A 23094-nucleotide genomic window follows, 5' to 3' on the forward strand; every position below is an offset into this window, starting at 1 on the left:
GGACCTCGCGATCGTCACCCAACATTGACTCCGCATCGGCGTGCAATGTTAATCCCGCGTGAGCTTCGTCGCCTCCAAGCTCGGGGCTGCGGAGCGTAGCGAATCAGCTTTGCGGCATCCTTCGCCTCGGCCGTACGTCATAAAGACTAGACCGAGATCAGAACATTTGCGGAGCATCGTCAGCTCGCGATGTCGAGCATGCCCAGAGACCAACGCTCATATTCCTCGTTGATTTCCTCGAGCCAATCCGCGTCGACCGTTGCGTTTTGCCTGGCGTCGTTGGCGTCCGTCGGAAGTACGAGCTCGATCCGCTTAAAACCGTTGCCTGACGGCATCGACGATACAGAACCGCCCATGTGACCGACCGCGAGAATCGCGCGCAAGTATTCCACGGATCGCTGCGACACGTCCTCGAACGGCGCAGCGTGAAGAACGCAGTCTTCCAGCGCTTTCGCGGGGTCGAAGTTCCGCATTTCGAAATCGATGACGGCGCCGCCGCCGTTGTCCTTTCCGTTTCGGACCTGCACCAGAAGCGTGCTGCCAGGCGCAGTCCAGTCGGACATCGGCGCCATCAAGCGCTTCATGATATCGGCCAAGTGCGCTGCGTTCGTTGGCACCTTCAGTTCATCAACTTCGCTTCGCACGCTCACGGACATCTTGTTGTGGGCATCTCGCAAAGCCGAAGCGCAATTCGAGACGACGGATACGAGCTCCGCCTCCTGATGGTCCTGATGATGCGCCATCGTAGAGTCATCCACGAGCTGCCTGGAGAGCTGGACCAAGCGCTGCGCTTCCTCGACAGGAAGGCGCCAGTGGCATTCGGAGCGAAGTTCGCTCCACTGTTTGCGAATTGCAGGCCGCCACGCCGTTTCGGCGAGCGCGTCCTTCAGGTAATTGCGCATGGCAACCGGAGCGTTCTTGTAGCCGGAAAGGGCCACGGACATCGCCGCCAGCGAATAGAGACGGTTGCGCAAGACAGTCCGCTCCATCGCGCCGAGCTTTTCGTTGATCAGCAGATTGCACTCTCGCTGCATCAGATAGAATGTCGTCGCCTGTTCGAGATCGGCTTCGAGCGCCTGCAAATCCCAGGGCTTCATGATGTAGCGGAAAACACCGCCCTGATTGACGGCGCGAACGGCATCATCGAGATCGGCGTAGGCTGTGGTCAGAATTCTGACGACGTCGGGGCGCCTCCTGCGGATGCTCTCCAGCAAGCTGACACCGCTTCGATGCGGCATGCGCTGATCGGACACCACGACGCCAATATTGTGCTCGTCCGACATCAGGAGCTCTTCGGCTTCAGCAGCACTTGTCGCCGTCACGATAGGGAAGCGATTGCCAAACGCCCGCTGAAAGTACTTCACAGCCTGCGGTTCGTCGTCGACGATAAGAACCTCAATGGGGAACTCTTCAAGATGCGAGTGCATGATTACCCTTGCTTACTCCGAGAGCTGATTCAGGCGATATTGGCAGATTGAAGCTGAATTCCGTCCACTGTCCGGGGCAACTTCTAACAAGCAGTGAACCATCGTGGTTGGCCACGATCCTGTGGCTAACGGCTAGTCCGAGCCCCATCCCTTCACCCACCTCCTTGGTGGAGAAGAACGGATCGAAGATTTGGTCCTGGATCTCAGCATCGATACCGGTACCGTTATCCCGAACCGTAACGATCACCTCGTTGCCTTCGGTTCTCGTGCCGATGATGATCTCGGGATCGCGAGATTGTGCGAGATCACGCACCGCAGCCGCAGCGTTAAGAACGAGGTTCACCACAACCTGGGAGATTGTGGACGGCGAGCCGCGAACCACGCGCTCGGACCTAAAATCGGTCTTAACGGATATGTCCCCGAGGACATGAGCCGTAAACCGAAGCGCGCTTTCGACTGCCTCTTGAATGTCGAAGGGCTGCGCGTTTTGCCGAACCTGCTGCGTCGTGAAGCCGCGAAGATCTCCAACGACCCGGCGGATACGGTCGTATCCGGCTTGAATGTCGGCCATCGTCTCCAGCGTGTCGGGGCAATTCTTGACCGACGAATGCTGCATGGCGAACTTCAAAGCAGTGCCCATGAAATTCAGCGGATTGCCGATCTCGTGTAGCAGCCCCGCAGCCATCGTTCCAAGCGCGCTCAACCTGCCGTTCTGGATCAAGACGGCTTCTGTTTCCCTCAACTGCTCGAGCTTCTTCTTCAGCTCACAGTTCGTCAGCTCCAGATCTTTCTCGAGTTTCGCCGCCTTCAATAGGTTGCTGATGCGCGTGCGCACCTCAAGCCCGCTGAACGGCTTGATAAGGAAGTCGTCGGCGCCGTGGTTCAGGGCGATGATCTTCGCGTCCTCATCGGCACGGGCCGTCAGAATCATCACTTTAATCGTGCGAGTGTTCTCATCTCCCTTAAGCTGCTGACAGACATCGAGGCCGCTGATCTCGGGCAACATAACGTCCAGAAGAATCAGATCCGGCCGGCTCCTCTGCGCTATCTCAATGGCCGATCTACCATCTGCCGCCTCGATGACGCGATGCGTGTCGCGCAACATGGAGACCAGGTAACGTCGCATGTCCGGTTCATCGTCCACCACCAGGATGAGAGGCGTGTCCAGTGTGTGCACGCTTTCGGTCTTGAGGAGATCGACTTCCTCGCTATTGGCAGCAGCGACGTGAAATATGGCCTTGCGATCGAAGACCTGAAGCGCATCAAGCTCGGCCGCCTTACCGGCAACGCAGGCCTGGACGTCCGACGTTTCGCTATCTGGAACGGCCAAGGGGAATGTCAGCGTGAACGTCGTGCCGCCATTGGCAGCGCTCGCTGCCTCAGCCTTGCCGCCGTGGCGTTCCATGAGTTCGCGCACCAGAGCGAGGCCCAAACCGAGGCCCTGGTGGCGACGAGTCTCCGAGCCGTCAACCTGATAGAAGCGGTCGAAGAGGTGCGGCAGTTTATCGGGCGGAACACCTATGCCGGTGTCACGAACCTTGACGAGGACGTTGCCGGCCTCGCGCGTGGCCGTCACTTCGATCTGCCCACCCTCGGGGGTAAACTTGATCGCATTGACGATGATGTTGCTGACAATTTTCTCGAGAGCGTCGGAATCGGCGCGAACGATAAGCTCGCCATCGATGTCCGCAAGAGTGAGCGAGATATTCTTGACCTCGGCCAGATGCTTCAGCGACGCCGTGATATGGGCCAGGAAATCCGCCATATCTAGCGGCTTCAGCGACAGCTCGACGCGTCCGGCGTCGAGCCGTATGAGGCTCAGAATGTCGTTGACCAAGCGCAGCAACCGCAGCGCGTTGTTCTCAATGATCCCGAGCAACTCATGGGCGCTCGTCGCAAAGAGCCTCCGGTCAGCTTTTATCTTTTCGATGGGGGCCAGAATGAGCGTCAGCGGCGTCCGCAGCTCGTGGCTGACGTTGGCGAAGAACTGCGATTTCAGACGGTCGAGCGCCGACAATTTCTGATGCTGAACCGCAAGCTGGTACTTCAACGAGAACTCGTTGAACCTGCGCAGGTATTGGAAATGCGCAGCGGTCGTGGTGATGATGCAGGTCAGGATAAGAAAATACAGGTTCTGCCATAGCGCGCCCAGAGTTCCAGGCGGCGCGGCGGCGCAGCCAGCAACATAAATTGCGAGCGTCGCAATGCTGATGAGCGCCGCTTCCTGGGTGTTGAGTGGCGTCAGGACGCCGACGGCGAATAGGATGAGAAAGAGGCCGAGATAGTACTTCGACTCGGCGCCGTCGGTTATCGCGATCATGACGGCGATGGACGCAACAGCTATCAGCAGGCCGAGCATCGTCAGAAACGAAACGTGCGCGGTCGCTCTCCTTGAGAAATGCAACGCAAAGATTACGGCAATCGCCGCCGTCGCGAGCAGGCGTATGACAAACAGAATCTTCTGATGGTCCGGATATGCAAATACGTCGATGCTGATGCCTGCCGGGATCAGGATCAGCCCGAGGACACACGCAATTTTTGACTGGCGGAGGCGAAGTTCGTGCTCTTCGTCCTCGAACGCGCGCTGAAGCTCTGCATCTGGGTACATGAATGACCTAAGATGGCTTATGAAGCTCCAGAAAAACGTTAATGCCGGTATGGTCACAATAAACTTTGGCGCGAGACCGGTCCGGTGCAAAACGCATCATGCCGGCTTCGTCCCGCAACACGAGGTGCCACTCCATGACGTGCTCCATGATACCCTTGACGGGGTTGGATTCATGAACATTGGTGACGAGAACACGACCTCCAGGCTCGCACCAATGATGAAAAAGTTTAACTAGGCTACTGCACACCCGATCCGTCAGATAGTCGAACAGACCGGCGCAATAAACGAAATCGTAACGCTGTCCCGCCTCGGGCCGCTCGACCGCCTGGCGCAGCAACTCTTGAACAGATTTTAACGTATAGGTGATCTCGGGCCTCTCGTGGTGTCGCGCGGTCAGAGGCGAAATCCGCCCCTCCGCGTATTCGAGAGTTTCGGCATTGAAGTCGAAGAGATCGATCGAGACGCGATGAGAGAGATTCGTCTCCGAGAGAAGAAGCTGAAGCTCCTGTGCAGGACCGCAGCCGATATTCATGATCCTGACCGGTTTGTTGGTCTTCGCCGCGCGTTCAAGCGCACCACTCAGGATCTTCTTGAGCATGTGTATGCGATTGCGGTGGGCTTCCGGCGGACCGCCCGCGAGCAACCAGTCGTCGACGACCTGCGCGTATGTCGTCCCGCCGCTCCGCTGGTTTCGAAACATCATATTAACCATTTCGTAGTCGCCAGCATACCCGAGCGGCTTCGTGAATACGCGGTTAAAGAATGGAGACGGCATCATCAGCGGCAGAAGATCTTGCTGCGCGATCTGCTTGTGTAATTCAACGTCATCGGGAATGAGCTTCCGGCATGTCTCTTCGAGCCCGAGAAAGAGATCTGTCATGCGTGGCATGACGACGGTCTTGATCTGCTCGAAATCTGGATCGCTCAGGCTTGCTCTTTTGGTCGCGTCGTTCGGGTCCACGTCCCGCGTCAGGTCCATTTGGTCGAGCCAGAACCGCAGATCGCTCAGGAACAGCCTGAGGTCGGCCACCCGCAACCGGTAGTCCGGATCCAGCCGCTTGGTTTCGTTCCAGCCAGCGACGAATTCCTGCGCTTGCAGATGGATGTCCCGAATCTCTTCGGGCACCACCTCCAAGCCACTCCATTCGCCGGAGAGCGTTGCCGAGACGACAAGTAGAATACTGGTATTGACGACCGCGGTGACGACCGCGTCGCCTTGGAAGGCGATGTGCCTTCCCTGCCGTATCTGAAAATCCGACAGGACCTCGCTCGTGCGGAGCAGCAGAAACGGGTTATAAATTTCGAAGACGATCGTGCGTCTGGAGACCTTATGGATCGTCCCCCGGACCGTCGTCTCCTTACCGATCTTGAAGCTGACGATCCGATTAAGTTTGCTTTCCAAGCTCAACGAGTACTCTCCAGTTTTGCCCGTGCTTCCCCAGTCCAGCGGACGTAAGCAAGCGAGTTTTTGCGCGCAACGTAGGGCACCCCCGGCATCAGCGAAACAAGCGTCAGGGCCAGCGCCCTATGGGCGCGTTGAATTAGCCCTCTCTCCCCGGCAGCATCCGCCTTGCGACGGGATGCACCAGCATATGCGGCGCGGAAAGGTCAGGATCGAGTGAAGCGCTCTCGCCACTCATACCTGGCCAGCCCAAGGTCGAGCGAAGCCCGCCTCGTTCGAACGACTTGGCTCGGCGAGAGCTAACGAGCTGCAGGGCGGCAAGGCGAGGGCTCGGCCCCCCGCTCATTGGACGTTATGCCGTCGCACCGTCAGGTGGAGAAAGGACTTCAGGAGGGAGCGGCATTCGCGGACGTCACGCAGTATGAAGCCAGCAAGAGCGGCACAGCTGTAGGGAAGCAACAAGGATGGCCAGTTTCCGGGCTCGACCTTGGCATCCTGCTGCTGCTCGTCGGGCAGGCGCTCGATCATCGCCGCAAGGCGCGTAGCATCCTGCTCGATTCTTGATAGCGGGTTTTCCATCCAGGTTGCCATAGCGGCGATGTCGGTGCTGGCGAGATCTGGCAGCGCCGTCTTCGCGGGTTCATCGTCGCTGTCGATATCGAGCGCGCGAGCCATGACGCTGTTCAACTGATCCATGTCCCAGGGCTTAGGAATGAACCGGAAAATAGCGGCTTCGTTGATTGCTCTCTGCAAATTCTCGACATCGGCAAAGGCGCTCGTGAGCACGCGGCGCGTCGACGGCCAGCGATCCTTAACGCTACGCAAGAAGTCTACGCCGCGCTCGACGGGCATACGCTCGTCGCTGACGACAACGGTGATTTCGTTTCCAAGGGCGTCGAGCACATCGTAGGCCTCGCGAGGGTTCGGGGCAGTGACGATCTCCGCCATCCCCCCAATAGAAGCTTTGAAATACTTTAGCGCGATCGGCTCATCGTCAACATACAGGACCATCGGAGCCTTCTGAGCCGACGATCTCCATGCCATTGCTTCCACTGTCTGTATCCCCAATTTGCTGTCCGGCCAGTCGCCCCAGTGACTAGGTCCGCTCTATGAGAGCCCCCGACGAATTATCTTGTGCATCGTCAGCGTAGGGGTGGCCACTTCGACCTGATTCAGTAAACATCGTGAGTGCAAAAGTATGAAGCGAATCGTCCGGAGAACCCGCATTTGTTGCGATACCTAAAACCGAGTAAATCGCGCGCCCAACGCGAGACACTTGGCATCACTCTCAGCTATCGTGGTCATATCTTTTGCTATGCGCTCCGGCGGCTTGGCGTTTCTGTTGCAATTCTTATCGCGGGCGCTGCCGTATTGGGAGCTTCGGCCGTGGCAGGCGGCAGCACGTTCTCATCGCAGTCAGAAATGGAAGGGCAACCGCGGAACGTCATCAAGCTCGGCGTTTACCGCTTCATCGTGAACGACGACGCTTCCGACATCGAAGGTCCGTTTACGCCTCCAGGCGCCAGCGCTAACGTCCTTGACACCTACAGCTTCGCGCTCTCCTACGAGCGCTTCCTTACCGACAACATTTCGGTTCAGTTGGCCGCAGGTTATCCGCCGAAATTTGAGGTCGACGGTTCCGGCTCTATAGCCGGTTTGGGAAAAATTGCTTCGACGACCGCTTTGAACCCGTCAATATTCGTCAATTATCATTTTCTCGATGCGTCCGCTCCCATCCGTCCATACGTCGGTATTGGCGCCAATTACACCAACTTCGTCGACGAGCAGCCGACCGATTCGCTCGAAATGGGGCTCGGCGGCGCTACGGATGTCTCGCTTTCGTCCTTTGTTGCGGTGGCAGTGACCGGAGGTGTCAATATAGACCTCGGGGGTCCTTGGCTCGCCTCAGCGTCAATCAGCTATTTGAGTTCGTCGACTGAAGTGACAATCAAGACGGGTGGCATCGTCCGCAAGATGGATATCGATCTCGACCCAGTCACACTCTTCGTCGGCCTCGGCTACAAATTCTGAAGAACTGACTTACCGTCGAAAAGTACATCGAGGCAGCAGTCGACCTCATCATGACCGGGACGCTGCCGGATGGACCTGGCAGGGCAGCGCTCTAGCAAGACAACCGTCACAAGTAGATCGGTCTGTTGCGCGGTCACCGCTACTGGGCCACCCCAGGTTCCGCGAGTGACGCCACAAGCCCCTGCCGCATACAGAGGTAGACAAGCTCAATGTCGGAGCGAACGCCGAGCTTGGACTTAATCTCGTAGTGATAGTTCGCCACCGTCTTGGGGCTGAGATTGAAAGCCGACGCGATTTCGTCTGTCGATTTCGCATCCAGAATCATACGGAGAATCTCGAATTCCCGGGGCGAGAGTACGTCCACGGGCGACACCTCATCGCAAAGCCTGCTTGTAGCGATGGCTTCGTTGATCTCGGCGCAAAGCGCAGGCCGCCCCGCGTTCACGTCGCGGATCGCACTCACGAGAACCTCAGGCGGGCTGCTTTTCGTAACATAACCTCGCGCACCGGCACGGAACGCCTGCTGCGCGTAAGTCGCGCTCGCATGCATTGTGAAAATGAGAATGCGAGCGGAAGAGTCCAGCTGGCGTATCTGCCGCACCAGGTCGATGCCTCCGCGGCCCGGCATCGAGATATCCACCACAACGACATCAGGCCCGGATTTCTTAAAGGCTTCGTAGCCCGTCGCTGCGCCATCCGCTTCGGCAACGACGTCGATGCCTGGATGTTTCTCGATCAGCCTCCGATAACCTTCTCGAACGACCGCATGATCGTCGACTAACAGCACCCGTATGCCCATGTCCTTCAGGCTCCTCCCTGCAACGTCGGAAATTCCACCTGAAGCCCAAATCCACCAGCAGGCAGCGGACCGGCAGTGAACGTCCCGCTGAGCGCAACGACACGCTCGCGCATACCGATCAGCCCCGCCCCGGACAGTATCGAAGGCTTGTCAACAGGGGAGGGGCCTGCCCCGTCGTCGACAACCGAGAGGTGAATCCTCTCTTGGCCGATACCGGCCTGCTTGCGCAGCAAAACCGCAACGTTGCGCGCATTGGCGTGCCTGGACGCATTGGTCAGCGCTTCCTGAACAATGCGGTAAACGTGAGCGCTGGTCTCGGCTCGCAAATGCTCCACATCTCCTGCGGTTTTGATCGAATAGTTTGTGCGCCCCTGTGCATCCTTGTTGTGTTGCTCCACAAGCGCCTTGAGGCTCTGGATTAAGCCCAGATCATCGATTTCCTGAGGCCGCAGATAGGTGAGCGTTCGGCGCAAGGAAATCATCAAATCGGACGCCATCTTTTCGAGCTCCCTGGCCTCGTCTGCGATCCCCGGCGCATTGCGCATCGCTCCGGTGCGGATAGAAGCCGCAAGCGCGTTGAGCGCAGCGAGCCTCTGGGCAATCTCATCGTGCAGCTCTCTGGCAATGTGGCGCCGCTCCTGCTCCTGGGTGTCCACGAGCCGACGCGCAAGCTCGACACGCTCGGATGTCGCTTTGCTCAGATCCTTGGCGAGGGCATTAAACACCTCACCGATACGATTGTACTCCGCCAACCGGAAGGCCGGCAGTCGGCACGCGAGGTCGCCGCCTGCCAAGCGGTTCAAACCTGAAAGAATATCCTTTGCCGGCAAAAGCGCGCGGTCGACAACAAAATATGTGACGAAGCAGAGGGCCGCGACAAGAGCGGCTGATAGGCCGAGAAGGGGAGCAATGGTCGCCCACGCCTGCCCGGCGGTCGCAACGGGATCATGCGCTGCAACGATGGTTCCCTGATTTGCTCCGCGATAGGAAAGGGGCCTCACCGCTGTCAGACGATCGTTGATGAATGACCGATAGACCTCGAAGAACCACCACGGCGCGCTGGTCGCCGCTGCATCGACACCGGCGCAACTCGAGCGTTGGAGTGTTTCATCGGTGCCTCGATACGCGACGCACTGGCCGGGCCGTAGCGAGTAGCTCGTGACGAGATCCCAATCGGGAAACCGCTTGGGGATATCCGTCGATCTATCGATCCGCGAGAGCTGGAGATCCAGCTGTCGGCCTGCCAGCTCCACGAGTTCCAAGTTCTGCTGCTTGGCCTCGCGCGCGGTCACGTAGAGTGCAACCGCTGCCCCTGTGAGGAAGCACGCGAGCGCCACCAATGTGATCCGTCTCACCAGAAGCCACTTCAGGTCCATAACGCCACCTCGGCTTCGCACCAAGTCGTCGTCCTCAAGGCTAGAGGCCTGAGCGCGGGCTGTGAAGGGGCGGGCTCGATGCTCAGGAAATTTGCCCAACGATCCGCAGGTGAATCGCTCTGTCAATGCTATCGGCGGCTTTCTACGCTCGGCCATAAGGATGAACACCGAGCGGGCTGACAGATGCAACGGCTTGAAGAGTGGCGCTTCCGACTCTCGTCGCTGCGAAAATCCAGCGTCCGGCTGCCTCCACGGAAGGAACTCCTGCTTTTCGCGTTCGTGGCGATCACCGTGGCCGGCTGTGTGACATTTCTCAGCCTTCGTTTGCAAGCACTGGCCGGAGAGCCTGAGACGGCAAACGCAACGAACCAGAGCACCGTGGGAGAGGCCCGCGGCCTGCCCGACGTCTTGGAGAGCCGATGCCTGGATCAGACACCAAAGCACCTCTGATGAGATCCCGCCTCTTCAATATCAGCAGAAACCCGAACCAAAAGCAGAAGGGAGTTAATTGTGAGAATAGGTCTTATCGCTGCCGCGCTGATCGTTCTGGCCGGTTCCGTATTCGCCCAGGATGCGGGCGAACATGCCAAGGAGCTGACACCAGGCGACATGGTTTTTGAGGACAACCCGGCGTTCCCAAAAGGCGCCAAAACCATCGTTGTGTATGGCGATCCGTCAAAGCCCGGATTGTTCATTCTCCGCGCCAAGTTCCCTCCAAATTACGTTGTGCCACCGCACACTCACCCCGTCTTCGAATCGGTCACGGTCATGACCGGAACGATGGGGAGCGGCATGGGCGAGACCGTCGACAAGTCTAAGGGAAAAATCCTCGAGGCAGGATCTCTGCTCCTACTGCCGGCAAACCACCCGCACTATGTATGGACAGGCGACGAAGAGACGATCATCCAGGTGGCAGCCAACGGCCCGTTCGATCTCATCTACGTCAATCCGGAGGATGATCCGCGGAAAAAATAGCTGTCCAGCAATGGCAGCACGCCTTCATACGCTCTGCCGGCTAGGCCCGCCACCGTAGGTGGCGGGCCACTTCGAAAGAGAGCGTAGCACATGAGAGCTGATGCAATCGCTACACCTCGAGCTGGCGACCTTAAGTCCTGTTCGCGAACCAGGGCGGGTACTTGAAGCGACCCAAGAACAGTGAGGGAACGCTACATAGCAGTATGAGTTCGGAATACATGGCGTTCGCTATGTACATCGCGCTCGAAGTTCTCGCCGTCATGCTCGCCGCTGTGACGATGAGCCTTGCGCTGGCCCATGCGCTTGAGCTTCCTGGCAAGCTGCGTCTCGACAGAGAGCAATATCTCACCGTGCAGACAATCTACTATCCGGGCTTCACGCTGGGCGGAATCGCCGAGGTCGCGAGTATCGTTGCGGTCCTTGCGCTATGGATTGCGTCGCCGGCTAACACACCGCAGTTCTGGTTGATCGCCGCCGCGCTCGCAGCCTTGTCAACGGTGCAAGCGATCTTCTGGATCATGACCCAACCGATTAATAAATACTGGCTGCAGAACGTACACATGTCGCGCGCCGCAGAACGCTTCTTCGAAACTCGAGGGGAAATGCGCGCCGACAACTGGACCGTGATGCGTGACAGGTGGGAGCGCTCACACGTTCTTCGCGCAATCGCGGCCGGGACGGCGCTGTTGTGTTTGACGTTGGCCGTCGCCCTATGATGCGGGCGCCCGCGCGGCGTGATCGGAACGCACGCCCGCTCCTGCTAACGTAATTCCAATTGTGCGGCGCAGCGTAACCTTACTGTCCGCAAAGGAATCTCAAGATCCCGTGAGAGCGCGACCGGCGCCCCTCGTAATTGGCGCACGAAGACACAAATAGGGACGCGATGATCAACGAGAACAAGGAGCATCATTCATGAAGCTCGTCCCCCTTCTTGCCGCCGTAGCCATCGGCTCCATATCGATGGCTGGACAAAGCCTTGCTGCACCCGATTATGACGCTCCGCTAAGGGCGCCGAAGGCCGTCAGCAAGGACGACGCGAATACGCACAGCAAGGTTTCCCAGCGCAAGGTCAACAAGCCGGAGCGCCCCAGGTGCTATGCATGGCCGGGCGGCTGCACAGGAATGCCGAGAAGCGATAGCTCACTGGAATAATTCAATAGATTATTTTAATCGAGTAGGCGCGGCTCATCCGAGCCGCGCCTTTTCTTTGCGGTCGTCAACCCGGCTCAGACACGACCGGCAAAGATGTCCTTCTTGACAATTCCGTGAACGCCCCAGTTTCCGTCCACCACCTGCGTCACGCCGAAGTCGACGCCGATGGACATCAGCGAGACCGCTTCATCCTCGGTCAACCCCTTCGTTGTCATCAGGAAGTGACGCATCTTGCGGAACGCGTCTCGCAGCGCCAGATCGACCGAGGATTTTGAGTAGATGGCACTCTGCGCCTCGGCGCCCAGCTCCTGGAGGTAGTTCGCGAACGAGAACCCGTGCACGACCCACTCCGTCGCTGTTTCGAGCATCGGATAGTTGAGCGCTTCGAGCGGCGTCCCACCGAGATCGGCCTTCTTGTGCAGGATGAGCTGGAACGTTCCCGTCAGCGAGCACTCGATGGCAGTGCCGCACAGCTCGCTGTCTCCCTGCGAGGCATGAGGATCGCCGACCGACAGAAGGCCACCCTCCACCGACACCGGATAGTACATGACGGCACCTTTGCCGATACGCCAGTTGTCGATGTTGCCACCCGTGTAACTCGGAGGAATGGTGTCGACAAAGTCGGCTTCAGCAGGCGCCAATCCGAGCGTGCCGAAGTGCGGCCGGATCGGCACGCGAACACCCTTGAGCACGTCGTAGTTCGGCTTGGTCAGGCTGTGGTCGACGGGAACGCCCGGATAGTCGATCGTCTCGTGCGTAACGCCGAATGGATCGGTCTGCGGCACCCATTTGAAGTTGTAAACGGCTTCAGCCCAGTTCTTTACCCCGCGCGCGTCGACTTCGTAGATGGTGACGACCTCGCGCTTCTCCGTCAGCATGTCGTTGTAGTGAAAGCCCCACCACGCCGCTGCGTTGGAGCCGAACGACTTGCCCTTGTACTTCGGATTGGCGCTCGGCCTCGGAACGCAATCGATGATGCGCACCTCCAGAATGTCGCCGGGTTCCGCGCCGCGCACATAGGCCGGGCCAGTCATGATGTGGACACCCTGCCCCTCTCCGGAGCCCTTCTTGTACTTTCCAGGCTCGGTCGGACCGGCGCCGCGACGGTCGACACCCTTCTTTTCTTTGGTCCAGAGGAAAACGCTTTCGGCTCCGGGATCGCCCGAGACCATCCGATCCAGGTCATCGCCCGCGTGATGCGTCAGCGCTTCGATGGTGATGATGTCGCCACTGTCGACCTCGACCTGCGGCTTGATCTTCTTGCTGAAGTAGCCCCAATGCACCGTATCCGAATTGGCCGGAAGGTAATGGTAGCCCTGTTTCGCGGGCTGCTTGGCTGCAGACTTCTGCGCCAGGGCCGGAGTTACAAGCGACATGCCGCCTGTCCCCAGCGCGGCAAGACCACCCGCCGCCATGACGCTGCTCTTCAGAAAGCTGCGTCGCTCCGCGTCGAGCTCTTGCCGAAAGGTCTTGGCATGCTCATGGAACAGCGGACAGGTTTCGTCATCGCCTTTGCACATCGTCTCATCACCTCCAAATAGAAGAACGATGCGTCGAGTATTCGGACAGCGTCGGCTTCGCCCGCAATGCGCCACACTGCCGAAAGCCCGTCGTGCAAACGAAAAGTCAAAATATTGTTCGCGTGGGAGCAAGCCGTTGGCCCCTGACGCGGATGTGCTACAAAGAGAGAAACATCAATATGGGGAGACACACCTGAGAAGCGCCGCCATCCGCGGCGAATGATGAAGGTCGCCCCGTGACTGCCGAGCCGCTTCGTCTGACCGCCGATGTTTTGCCGCTGGAGCGGCGCGAAGCCCTGTGGCAGGAGCACCTTGCGCGTCTCTCGCTTCGTCTTCTCACCCCGGCACAGACGAGCGGAACCATCACCGTGACGCCGTCCTCGTCGGGCGCCCGGCTCGGCCTCCTGTCCGGATCACCCCAGTCTCTGGCATTCGCGGATATCGGACCTGATCGGCCATTTCTCCTGCTGCATTGCCTGCGCGGATGGGGCTCCATCAAATGCCAGAAGCGCGTTCAGCAGCTCGCTGAGCAGGATTTGTGTGTTTTCGACATGTCGCACGAATGCGGCTTGGAGTGGCGCACGGCCTTCGACGTCGTCATGTTCCAACTCCCGCGCGCGCCGCTCGCGTCCCGCCTCGGGCGGAGCCGGCTCGATGCACCGTTATCGCTGGGCAGCACCGTTGCCGCGGCAGCGGCGCGTCCCCTGCTGCGAACGCTTGCAGCGAACATCGAGACCATAGAGCAGGCCGACCTGAGCGCCGGAGAAATCGCCCTCACCGAGCTTGTGGCAAGCGCAATGCTCTCTGAGCTGAAGGCACCAGACGGGACCATGACCGGCGTGCAGGCCGCTCATTTCCGGCGCATCGCCGCCGCCATCGACCGCCAGCTCGGCATGCCTGACCTTGCCCTTGCCGATGTGGCACGCGAGGAAGGGATGTCGGCGCGCTATGTGCAGCGCCTGTTCGAGCGGCGCAGCGATTCATTCTCGGAATACGTGCGTCGTCAACGTCTGCAGCGCACCCGCGCAGACCTTTCGGACCCCAATCACACCCACGAGAGCGTCGCCACGATCGCCTTGCGGTGGGGTTTTCGCGACCAGGCCCATTTCAGCCGCGCATTCAGCGCCGAATTTGGCGTGGCGCCGCGTGAGATGCGAAGGAGCATTGGAGGCGAGATCGAGGAGTATGCGCGGCGCGGCAAACCAGCCCTGCGAAAGGCGAAGGCACTGCCACGCCCGCGCGCAGAGCGTCCTGAGCTGGAGCCGACCCCGCAGGGAAGTGCTCAGCTAAGCACACCTCCTATAAAGAAAGAGCCGTCACCCGATCACTATCTACCGGTCAACGCGGATACGGTGCATTGGGGCTTTCTGAGCCGGGCGCTGCCGCCGCAGCTGCGCGTCAACTCGGGAACCATCGTCACCATCGAAACGCTGACACAGCACGCCGGCGACGATTACGAGCGCATGGTCTCGGGCGATCCGGGAGCCGAAAGCGTCTACCTCTGGACCAAAGACCACAAGGCAGTTGACCGGCGCGGCGCCGGCCCGATGAACGCCTCCGTCTTCGGTCGGGGCGCGGGCGAGGGCTTTGGCGTGCACATTTGCACCGGACCGATCTTTATCAATGGCGCCGCCCCCGGCGACGTACTCGAAGTCGAGATACTCGACATCCGCCCCCGTCCGTGCGGCAATCCGCTCTATGCCGGCAAAGCGTTTGCCAGCAACGTATCGGCCTGGTGGGGATATCAGTATCGCGACCTACTCGACGGCGGCACGAAGCGAGAGACGATCACGATCTACGAGATCGATCTCGCTGATCCGACGCACGCACGCGCGGTCTATAGCTACGTCTGGACGCCTCAGACCGATCCCTACGGCGTCGTTCACAGAACGATAGATTACCCGGGCGTGCCCGTGGATCACCGCACCGTCGAAAAAAGGGACCACGTTCTCACTGGAATCTCGATCCCGGCCCGGCCCCATTTCGGCTTCATCGCCGTCGCCCCAAGCGAATCCGACATGGTGGATTCGATACCGCCGGGGAACTTTGGCGGAAACATCGACAACTGGAGGCTCGGCACGGGAGCGAAGCTTTTCCTGCCCGTCGCGGTCGAGGGCGCCTTGCTGTCCATCGGCGACGGCCACTTCGCGCAATCCGATGGCGAGATCAACGGCACTGGCCTCGAGTGCTCACTAACGGGAGACGTCCGTCTCACGCTTCATAAACGGCACGCTTCTACGACGATTCCTTGTCTCCGCGGGCTGGCCGCACCGCTGATCGAGACTGAGAGCCACTGGGTGATCCAGAGCTTCAGCTACCCGAACTACCTGCGCGAGCTGGGGCTCAACGCCCAGTCGGACGTATACGCGCGCTCGACGGTGGATCTCGCTCTACGCAGCGCCTACCGCCAAGCTCGAAGGTTCCTCATGGACGCCTACGAGCTTTCCGAGGACGAAGCGTTGAGCCTGATGTCTCTCGCCGTCGATTTCGGCATCACGCAGGTCGCCGACGGCAATCTCGGCGTGCACGCCACCATCGAAAAGTCGATCTTCGCAGGACGCACGGCAGGCAAACGACCTGCCGCCGGTTGAACGAAGCGCGGCGGAAGTCAATCCGCCGCGCCACTTTTCAGTTCCCCGTCAGCTCAAGTTTCCGACCATGCCCTTGACGAACCAGTTGATGCTGCGGATGCCCTTCTCGTCGAGCACAGAGCCGGCTGCGACCTTCACCTCATCCTTTTGATCTTTGAGTTCGCCCGCGAACGGATGCAGCGTTCCAGCTTTGATGGCGGCCTCCTTCTCCGCCAACAACGCCTTTACGTCGTCGGGCAGCGCCGCGTTGTATGGCGACATCTTGACGACGCCCTCAGCAAGCCCGTCCCAACGCACCTCCGATGTCCACGCCTCCCCCAGAACCTTCTCGGTGGCGCCAACATATTCGCTGCTCCAGTCGAGCGTGAAGGCCGTCAAATGCTTCGTCGGCGCATACTTGCTCATGTCGCTCGCGTACCCGATGCCCCACGCGCCGGCCTCTTCAGCGGCCACGACGGTCGACGGCGTATCGGTCATGCCGCACACGACATCGCATCCCTGCGCGATAAGCGCGCTGGCCGCATCCTTTTCCTTGCCGGGGTCGAACCAGGAGTTGAGAAAGATCGTGCTGCAGGTCGCCGCCGGATTGACGCTTTGCGCACCAAGCAACAGCGCATTTGCCGGCCCGACGATGTCAGGGATCGGAAATCCACCCACGAACCCGATTTTGCCGGTCTTGGAGACCTTACCGGCCGCAACACCCGCCAGATACGTTCCTTCATAATACTTGGCCTCGAAGGTTCCGAGGTTCGACAGGTGCACAATGCCCGAGCAATGCTCGAACTTGACATTGGGGAACTGCTTGGCCGCCTTTTGGAGCGGCGTCCCATGCGAGAAGCTTGTGCCAAAAATCAGGCCGCATCCGTTGGCAGCCATGTCGCGGAAGGTTCGTTCGGCATCCTGCGGCTGAGAGACGTTCTCGATCACCGTGACCGCGACCTTGTCGCCGAACTTCGCCTTAATGGCCTCCACGCCGAGATTATGCTGCCTTGTCCATCCGACGTCGGCGATCGGAGAGACGTAAGCGACGCCAATCTTGAGCACGTCATTGGCATAGGCCGCCCGACCCCAGGGCGCGACGACGAGTCCCGCACCGGCGGCAGCCGCGCCTTTCAGAACCTGCCGGCGCGTCGCCGCGGTGATCAACTTCCCTTCGTGCATGACAATCCCCATTCCAACACCGGCGGAACAAGCATACTCGCCAACACGGCGGACACCCGCGATGGCGAGGCCAGCGATGCGAACGCGCGGCGCCGGATTTGACCGATCGTTCCAATTCACTGACCCAGCGGAGGGTGGATAATGAAAGTGAGCAAAATGTCAGGCAACGCTTTGTTTTGGGCAAACAGCACAGAATTCGCGCACATGAAGAGGCGCATAGGGACTTGCGAGCAACAAACGACACTATACAATTTCGCCGATCACCAATCGCGAGGCCCGAAGACGATGCCCCGATCACCCGAACCGGTGTTGCTTGACGACTGGCACGTCGTTGCCGATCGATCCTGGCTGAGAGAAGCGCAGCAACACCGCACCAAACTTTTTGGAGTCGATTTGACCGTTCGGTCAAATTCATCCGGCGCCGCCGAGATCAGCCGAACAGATGGCGGCGCAAGGGTTCATTCCAAAGAGCGCTACGGCCTGATCTGGGCCTGTCTCGGAACACCCAACACGGATATTCTGCACATTCCGGAGGCAATCGAGGAAGACCGCCACGTGATCACCGGCGGGGCCATGGCCGTCAACGTCTCAGGCCTGCGCGCGGTTGAGAATTTTCTCGATCTCGGTCACCTGCCGTTCGTCCATACCGGCATCCTTGGTGAGGAGCCGCACACAGAGGTCATGCCCTACGACGTTGACCTTCTGGACGACGGCCTGATCGCAACGAACGTCAAACTTTTCCAGCCTATCGCTTCTCCGAATGCGTCGGGCGGCATCATGACTGACTACGTCTATCGCGTTTTCCGGCCCTATACGGTCGCACTCTACAAGACCAACGGCGCGCATGGATTTTATCGCCCTGTTCGTCCAGCCGGTCGACGAGGAGCACTGCATTGCGCATCCCCTGCTCTGCTATCTGAAGAAAGGAATTGAAGCGAGCACCGTGCGTTGGTTCATGCAGCTCATCTTCGCTCAGGACAAACCGATCCTGGAGAACCACATCCCGAAGCGTCTTCCTCTGAATCCCCGCGCGGAGACGCCGATCCAGGCAGACAAGTCATCCATCGCCTACCGGCGCTGGCTCACGGACAAGGACGTCACCTACGGCGCCATTCCGTGCTGAGACCAGCCCGTCCGACAGAAGAGGACAGCCATGACCAATTTCCCAGCATTGTCGCCCGCCGAACGTGACGAATGGCAGGTTGTCGGAGCATTCGATGAGCTTCCGATCGGGGGAACAAGCCGCACGCGTCTCTTTGGACGGCCGATTTCAGTCGCGAGACAGCATGACGGCGTTCGGGTCGAAACCGCCGACGGCGAGCCTCTACCCGCCATTCTGCGCTACGGCTACGTTTGGACGAGCCTTGGCGAGCCGAAACGGGATCTGTTTCCGCTTCCCGAGTATGCCGAGTCGGACCGGAGAAATCTGAATGCTGCCACCATCGGAGTGAACGTCTCCGCGCCGCGCGCGATCGAGAACTTCCTGGATATGGCGCATTTTCCCTATGTCCACACCGGCATCCTCGGCGAGGAGCCACACACGGAGGTCAAGGACTACGACGTCGACTTGTCGCTCGAACGAGATGAGGTGCTGGCAACCGGCTGCCTCTTCTACCAGCCCATGGCCGCAGCGAGCGCCGAGGGCGGGCTCGACGTCGAGTACATCTACCGGGTGCCCCATCCGTTCTGCTCGGTTCTCTACAAATCGAGCCCCAGCGCACCGGAGCGCAAGGACGTGATCGCCCTCTTCCTGCAGCCCCTCGACGAGGAGCACGTCCGCGCCAACATGTTGCTGTCGCTGATCGACGACGAAAGCTCCGATGCCAGGCTGAGAAATTTCCAGCAGACGATCTTCGCCCAGGACAAGCCGATCCTGGAGAACCAGATCCCGAAATGCCTCCCCTTGGATCCACGCGCCGAAACACCGATCCGCGCCGACAAATCGGCAATCACCTATCGCCGCTGGCTGCAGGCGAAGGGCATCACCTACGGCACGATACCGGCCAGAATCTGAGACTTTGAGGATCGCAAATACGATGACGGCACAGGACTTGAAGTCGCTCTGGTTTCCCGTTGCGGCAAGCTCCGACCTACCCGCCCACCACGTCTACCAGGGTCAGCTCCTGGGACAGGAGTTCGCGGTCTGGCGCGCCGACGACGGCAGCGTCAATGTCTGGGAGAACCGATGCCTGCATCGCGGCGTCCGCCTGTCGATCGGCCTCAACCTCGGCACGGAGCTCAAGTGCCAGTATCACGGTTGGCGTTATGCGTCTGGCACGGCGAGCTGCCTCTATATTCCCGCCCACCCGGCCAATGCGCCAGCAAGAACCATCCGGAACCGAGTCTATCCCGCGGCCGAACGCTTCGGGCTGGTCTGGTCGAGCCTCGATCCCGAGTCCGACGCCCCGCCATTGCCGGACGCCGATGAAACCAAAACATTGGCGCTGCGCGCCATGCCCATCAACGCACCGGCTCCCCTGGTCATCGAGGCTCTCGAGAAATACACCTTTCTCCCGACTGGCGCGTCTGACGACACTCCTAGCACCGCAGAAGCATCCCGTGCCGGAGACTTGGCCATAAAGATCACATGCGAGGCTGGTCCCCATGCCACCACCGCGCTGTTCTTCGTTCAGCCCACATCGGCGACCACGTCGACGATCCGCGGCTTGCTACTCGAACAAGTCGATACGGCCGCGAGGATCGAAACTCTCCGGCGGCACAACTGCGCCTTGGAGGCACTGCGACAGCTCGTAGAGCAGCAGGCCGCCACAACGGACCTGTCGGCCAGCGCGATAACAGAAGCGGAAATTCCTCTCTCGCCGCAGGTGACGACGATACCTGGCGCCGAGCGGGCAGCGCACGGCGAGGTCATTCGCGTCCGTCTCGACCGCAAATGGCAGGTCGCAGAGGATGTCGTCGCACTCCGCCTCGTGCCCGTTGAAGGCGCCTTGCCATCCGCCTTTCCCGGCAGCCATATCGACGTGCATCTGCCGAACGGCCTCGTGCGCCAGTATTCGCTCGTGAACGCCCCATCGGACCACGACGCTTACATCATTGGCGTCAAACGCGAGCCCCAGTCCGCAGGCGGCTCCTCCACCGTGCACGACGTCGTACGCGAGGGCGACGTGCTCGCCGTCAGTCCCCCGCGCGACAACTTCCCGCCCGCGCGCCGCGCAGACGAGCACATCCTGATCGCCGGCGGCATAGGCATGACGCCGCTGTTGGCCATGGCGAAGGCTCTGAGCACCCAACGGCGCCGGTTTCGGCTGCACGTCTTTGCACGCACCGATGCCCACGTTCCGTTCGCGAGCGATCTCGCGGCCCTGGCGGAGAACGTTGAACAGCACATCGGCCTCGACGCTGCAGCGACAGCCGCCCGCATCACGGAGTTGCTCGGAACCCGTACGGGAGACGCGCACGTCTATATCTGCGGCCCTGCTCCAATGCTGAGAGCCGCGCGGGATATTGCCGAAGCTGCCGGCTGGCCCGATAACGCCGTCCACTTCGAGTACTTTGCCAACGACCAGGCGACGAACGACAGCTCGACCTTCGATGTCGCGCTTGCCCGCTCGGCAATTACGGTCGCCATCCCGGCTGGCAGAACCATAACCGACGTCCTGCGCGAGCACGGCGTCAGCATTCCGACATCCTGCGAGCAGGGAGCTTGCGGCACCTGCCTCACGACCGTTCTCGAAGGCGAGCCGGACCATCAGGACGTCTATCTGTCGAAGGCGGAGCGGGCCAGCAACACCTGCATGACGCCCTGCATCTCGCGCTCGAAATCCCCTCGCCTCGTTCTGGACCTGTGAAATCCCAAAACATGCTGACGATATACGACTACGAGCTTTCTGCCGAATGTTACGCTGTGCGCCTCTACCTCGCGATTCTCGGGGTCGAGCACACGATCAAACCCATCGATGCTTATCCGGGCCGCGAGCACGAGCGCCCGCCGTTTCGCACTAAAAGCCCGTTCGCGCGCTTGCCCGTGCTGGAGACCGTCACTCTGACGCTGTGGGATTGGCGCGGGATCCTCATCTACCTCGCAGCGGCACACGACCGAGTCGGCTCCTGGTATCCGACGCAAGATGCTGCGCGCCTTGGACGCGTGTCACAGTGGATGAGCATCGCCCAGGATTTACAGGGAACGGCAGGACTCGCCCGCCTGCACGACTCGATGTTCGTCGACGCCGATATCGAGAAGTGCCGGGCCCTCGCGCACGATCTGTTGCGCCGGATTGACGAGCACCTGTGGTTCCAGGAGCAGACAGGCGAAAGCTGGCTCGTCGACGGAAAGCATCCATCGCTGGCCGACCTCGCACTCTTTCCCCATGTTATGTTGTCCGAAGAGGGTGGTGTCGACCGGCGCGACTATCCGGCCATCCGGCGATGGTGCGACCGCTTCAAGCGTACACCGGGCTTCATTGGTATGTCGGGCATTTTCCCGGCGGCACACGGACACTAACGTTAAGCCGCCACCGACCGCGGGACATCAACATGCCGACCTTGCTGGTGAAGAACGCCGACGTTCTCGTGACGATGGACGACGGCCGACGGGAACTCAAGGGAGGCGCACTCTTCGCGCGCGACGGCGTGATCGAAGAAATCGGCCTAACGGCGGACCTGCCGCAGACGGCCGATGTCGTGCTCGATATGACGGGACACGTCGTCGTCCCCGGCTTCGTGAATACGCACCATCACCTCTACCAAAACCTAACGCGAACCGTGCCAGCGGCACAGGACGCGCTTCTGTTCGATTGGCTGAAGACGCTCTATCCGATCTGGGCGCGTATGGGCCCGGAGCACATTCGCGTATCCGCCATGCTCGGACTTGCCGAGCTTGCCGAGACGGGCTGCACGACAAGCTCCGACCATCTCTATCTATTTCCCAATGGCGCACGCCTGGACGACGAAATCGAGGCGGCGGTCGAGGTCGGTATTAGGTTTCACGCCACCCGCGGCGCGATGAGCATCGGCGAATCCAAGGGCGGCCTGCCGCCCGACAGCCTCGTTGAATCGGAAGATGCGATCCTCGCCGATTGCCAGCGGGTCATCGAGACCTTCCACGATTGCAATCCGTTTGCGATGATCCGCGTCGGAGTGGCGCCCTGCTCACCCTTTTCAGTAAGCCGGGAGCTGATGCGCGATGCAGCTATCCTTGCGCGCCAGTACGGCGTAAGGCTCCATACGCACCTCGCCGAGAACGCCGAGGATGTCGCCTACTCGCTCGAGATGTTCGGCGTTCGACCCGGTCGCTATGCCGAGGAACTCGGATGGTGCGGGCCGGACGTCTGGCACGCTCATTGTGTCGAGCTTGATGGCTCCGAAATCGATCTTTTCGCCCGTAGCCGAACGGGAGTTTCCCACTGCCCGTGCTCGAACATGCGCCTTGGAAGCGGCATAGCCCCGATCCGCGAGATGCTTCAGGCAGGCGTGTCTGTCGGGCTCGGGGTCGACGGATCTGCCTCGAATGACTCGGGCCATATGTTGAACGAAGCACGCCAGGCGCTGCTCCTGCAGCGTGTTGCCAAAGGCGGAGCAGCGTTGTCCGCCCGTCAAGCCCTCGAGATAGCGACACGGGGCGGCGCTCGGGTGCTGGGGCGCTCTGATATCGGCCATCTAGCGCTAGGCATGGCCGCGGATCTGGCAGCCTTCGACATGCGAGCCATCGAATTTGCCGGCGCCCAATGGGACCCCGTGGCGGCGCTTGTGCTTTGCGGACCGGTGAGAGCAACAGCCACCATTGTGGGCGGCAGACTTATATCCGCTGACGGACGATGCGTGACAATTCCTCGGCAGACTGTTCTGTCCCAACACGAATTGCTCACACGCCGGCTTATTAATGCCGAACGATAGCGCCCTCCACGATAAGTGTGTGTCGAGAAGAACGGCAGCGATGCTCATAAGATGTGCAGCACCCCGGCAAAACAGCCTCATTTAAAGACCGTTGTGTCGAGTGAGTGACATCGATTTTGACACCACTTTTCAAGCTCGCTCAACGCGTTGACCGATCGTTCAAGCGCTGCAAAGGTTCCCTCCATCGCCGGCGCATTGC

General features: G+C 60.1%; 16 protein-coding genes and 1 pseudogene. 9 read left to right on the forward strand and 8 right to left on the reverse strand.

Going from position 1 to position 23094, the window contains the following annotated elements; genetic code table 11:
• Window positions 1–179: 179 nt before the first annotated feature.
• The 4 genes from CS1GBM3_RS10275 to CS1GBM3_RS10290 form a co-directional block, all read right to left on the reverse strand.
• Entirely contained in the window at window positions 180–1427 is a 1248-nt protein-coding gene (locus CS1GBM3_RS10275; protein ID WP_072395138.1) for a response regulator, read from the reverse strand.
• Window positions 1411–4092, reverse strand: a complete 2682-nt coding sequence (locus CS1GBM3_RS10280; RefSeq protein ID WP_244534624.1) for an ATP-binding protein — start codon at window positions 4090–4092, stop codon at window positions 1411–1413. Before CS1GBM3_RS10280 ends, CS1GBM3_RS10275 begins: the two co-directional genes overlap by 17 nt.
• Window positions 4043–5443 (reverse strand): class I SAM-dependent methyltransferase, encoded by a 1401-nt coding sequence (locus CS1GBM3_RS10285; protein ID WP_072395140.1) that lies wholly within the window; start codon window positions 5441–5443, stop codon window positions 4043–4045. The genes CS1GBM3_RS10280 and CS1GBM3_RS10285 overlap by 50 nt, the downstream gene beginning before the upstream one ends.
• 336 nt (window positions 5444–5779) lie before the next feature.
• The gene (locus tag CS1GBM3_RS10290) at window positions 5780–6481 is read right to left on the reverse strand and encodes a response regulator (protein ID WP_083567419.1); all 702 of its coding nucleotides are present in this window, start codon (window positions 6479–6481) and stop codon (window positions 5780–5782) included.
• A 144-nt stretch (window positions 6482–6625) separates the two neighbouring features.
• Here CS1GBM3_RS10290 and CS1GBM3_RS10295 point away from each other — a divergent pair, with 144 nt between their 5' ends.
• Entirely contained in the window at window positions 6626–7468 is an 843-nt protein-coding gene (locus CS1GBM3_RS10295) for an OmpW/AlkL family protein (RefSeq protein ID WP_139247876.1), read from the forward strand.
• 139 nt (window positions 7469–7607) lie between these two features.
• Here the strand turns inward: CS1GBM3_RS10295 and CS1GBM3_RS10300 are convergent, their stop codons facing one another.
• Window positions 7608–8267, reverse strand: coding sequence for a response regulator (locus CS1GBM3_RS10300; protein ID WP_072395143.1), 660 nt, complete (start codon window positions 8265–8267; stop codon window positions 7608–7610).
• Between the two features lie 5 nt (window positions 8268–8272).
• Window positions 8273–9643 (reverse strand): sensor histidine kinase, encoded by a 1371-nt coding sequence (locus CS1GBM3_RS10305; RefSeq protein ID WP_072395145.1) that lies wholly within the window; start codon window positions 9641–9643, stop codon window positions 8273–8275.
• A gap of 510 nt (window positions 9644–10153) precedes the next feature.
• On the opposite strand from CS1GBM3_RS10305, the gene CS1GBM3_RS10315 reads away from it, so the two are divergent.
• Together CS1GBM3_RS10315 and CS1GBM3_RS10320 are read left to right on the forward strand one after the other, a co-directional pair.
• On the forward strand, window positions 10154–10618 hold the full coding sequence (locus CS1GBM3_RS10315; RefSeq protein WP_072395147.1) for a cupin domain-containing protein: 465 nt from the start codon (window positions 10154–10156) through the stop codon (window positions 10616–10618).
• A 230-nt stretch (window positions 10619–10848) separates the two neighbouring features.
• Window positions 10849–11334, forward strand: a complete 486-nt coding sequence (locus CS1GBM3_RS10320) for a DUF1772 domain-containing protein (RefSeq protein WP_072397404.1) — start codon at window positions 10849–10851, stop codon at window positions 11332–11334.
• 510 nt (window positions 11335–11844) lie between these two features.
• On the opposite strand, the gene CS1GBM3_RS10330 is transcribed toward CS1GBM3_RS10320, so the two are convergent.
• A complete protein-coding gene (locus tag CS1GBM3_RS10330; RefSeq protein ID WP_072395151.1) occupies window positions 11845–13290 on the reverse strand; it encodes an acetamidase/formamidase family protein in 1446 nt (481 codons plus the stop codon).
• A 236-nt stretch (window positions 13291–13526) separates the two neighbouring features.
• Here CS1GBM3_RS10330 and CS1GBM3_RS10335 point away from each other — a divergent pair, with 236 nt between their 5' ends.
• Window positions 13527–15881 carry an acetamidase/formamidase family protein gene (locus CS1GBM3_RS10335; RefSeq protein ID WP_072395153.1) on the forward strand — a complete coding sequence of 785 codons (2355 nt, stop codon included), beginning with the start codon at window positions 13527–13529 and terminating at the stop codon, window positions 15879–15881.
• A 48-nt stretch (window positions 15882–15929) separates the two neighbouring features.
• Here CS1GBM3_RS10335 and CS1GBM3_RS10340 read toward each other — a convergent pair whose 3' ends face one another.
• The gene (locus tag CS1GBM3_RS10340; protein WP_072397413.1) at window positions 15930–17042 is read right to left on the reverse strand and encodes a BMP family ABC transporter substrate-binding protein; all 1113 of its coding nucleotides are present in this window, start codon (window positions 17040–17042) and stop codon (window positions 15930–15932) included.
• A 573-nt stretch (window positions 17043–17615) separates the two neighbouring features.
• Here CS1GBM3_RS10340 and CS1GBM3_RS10345 point away from each other — a divergent pair.
• The 5 genes and pseudogenes from CS1GBM3_RS10345 (at window position 17616) to CS1GBM3_RS10365 (ending at window position 22895) form a co-directional block, all read left to right on the forward strand.
• Window positions 17616–18165: pseudogene (locus CS1GBM3_RS10345) on the forward strand (aromatic ring-hydroxylating dioxygenase subunit alpha).
• Between the two features lie 30 nt (window positions 18166–18195).
• Window positions 18196–19056: an aromatic ring-hydroxylating oxygenase subunit alpha gene (locus tag CS1GBM3_RS10350; protein WP_072395155.1), complete on the forward strand. Its 861-nt coding sequence runs from the start codon at window positions 18196–18198 to the stop codon at window positions 19054–19056.
• Between the two features lie 22 nt (window positions 19057–19078).
• Window positions 19079–20851, forward strand: coding sequence for a Rieske 2Fe-2S domain-containing protein (locus CS1GBM3_RS10355; RefSeq protein ID WP_072395157.1), 1773 nt, complete (start codon window positions 19079–19081; stop codon window positions 20849–20851).
• Between the two features lie 11 nt (window positions 20852–20862).
• The gene (locus CS1GBM3_RS10360) at window positions 20863–21504 is read left to right on the forward strand and encodes a glutathione S-transferase family protein (protein ID WP_072395159.1); all 642 of its coding nucleotides are present in this window, start codon (window positions 20863–20865) and stop codon (window positions 21502–21504) included.
• Between the two features lie 32 nt (window positions 21505–21536).
• Window positions 21537–22895, forward strand: coding sequence for an 8-oxoguanine deaminase (locus tag CS1GBM3_RS10365; protein ID WP_072395161.1), 1359 nt, complete (start codon window positions 21537–21539; stop codon window positions 22893–22895).
• Window positions 22896–23094 lie beyond the last annotated feature (199 nt).

This window comes from Hyphomicrobium sp. CS1GBMeth3 (assembly GCF_900117455.1).
GTDB lineage: Bacteria > Pseudomonadota > Alphaproteobacteria > Rhizobiales > Hyphomicrobiaceae > Hyphomicrobium_C.

Excerpts from the sequence above, each read along its gene's own strand:
- CS1GBM3_RS10360 (WP_072395159.1), top strand. The coding sequence starts at position 20,863 with ATGCTGACGATATACGACTACGAGCTTTCTGCCGAATGTTACGCTGTG.
- CS1GBM3_RS10300 (WP_072395143.1), bottom strand. The coding sequence starts at position 8,267 with ATGGGCATACGGGTGCTGTTAGTCGACGATCATGCGGTCGTTCGAGAA.
- CS1GBM3_RS10355 (WP_072395157.1), top strand. The coding sequence starts at position 19,079 with ATGACGGCACAGGACTTGAAGTCGCTCTGGTTTCCCGTTGCGGCAAGC.
- CS1GBM3_RS10365 (WP_072395161.1), top strand. The coding sequence starts at position 21,537 with ATGCCGACCTTGCTGGTGAAGAACGCCGACGTTCTCGTGACGATGGAC.
- CS1GBM3_RS10350 (WP_072395155.1), top strand. The coding sequence starts at position 18,196 with ATGACCAATTTCCCAGCATTGTCGCCCGCCGAACGTGACGAATGGCAG.
- CS1GBM3_RS10290 (WP_083567419.1), bottom strand. The coding sequence starts at position 6,481 with ATGGCATGGAGATCGTCGGCTCAGAAGGCTCCGATGGTCCTGTATGTT.
- CS1GBM3_RS10340 (WP_072397413.1), bottom strand. The coding sequence starts at position 17,042 with ATGCACGAAGGGAAGTTGATCACCGCGGCGACGCGCCGGCAGGTTCTG.
- CS1GBM3_RS10305 (WP_072395145.1), bottom strand. The coding sequence starts at position 9,643 with ATGGACCTGAAGTGGCTTCTGGTGAGACGGATCACATTGGTGGCGCTC.
- CS1GBM3_RS10330 (WP_072395151.1), bottom strand. The coding sequence starts at position 13,290 with ATGTGCAAAGGCGATGACGAAACCTGTCCGCTGTTCCATGAGCATGCC.
- CS1GBM3_RS10320 (WP_072397404.1), top strand. The coding sequence starts at position 10,849 with ATGTACATCGCGCTCGAAGTTCTCGCCGTCATGCTCGCCGCTGTGACG.
- CS1GBM3_RS10275 (WP_072395138.1), bottom strand. The coding sequence starts at position 1,427 with ATGCACTCGCATCTTGAAGAGTTCCCCATTGAGGTTCTTATCGTCGAC.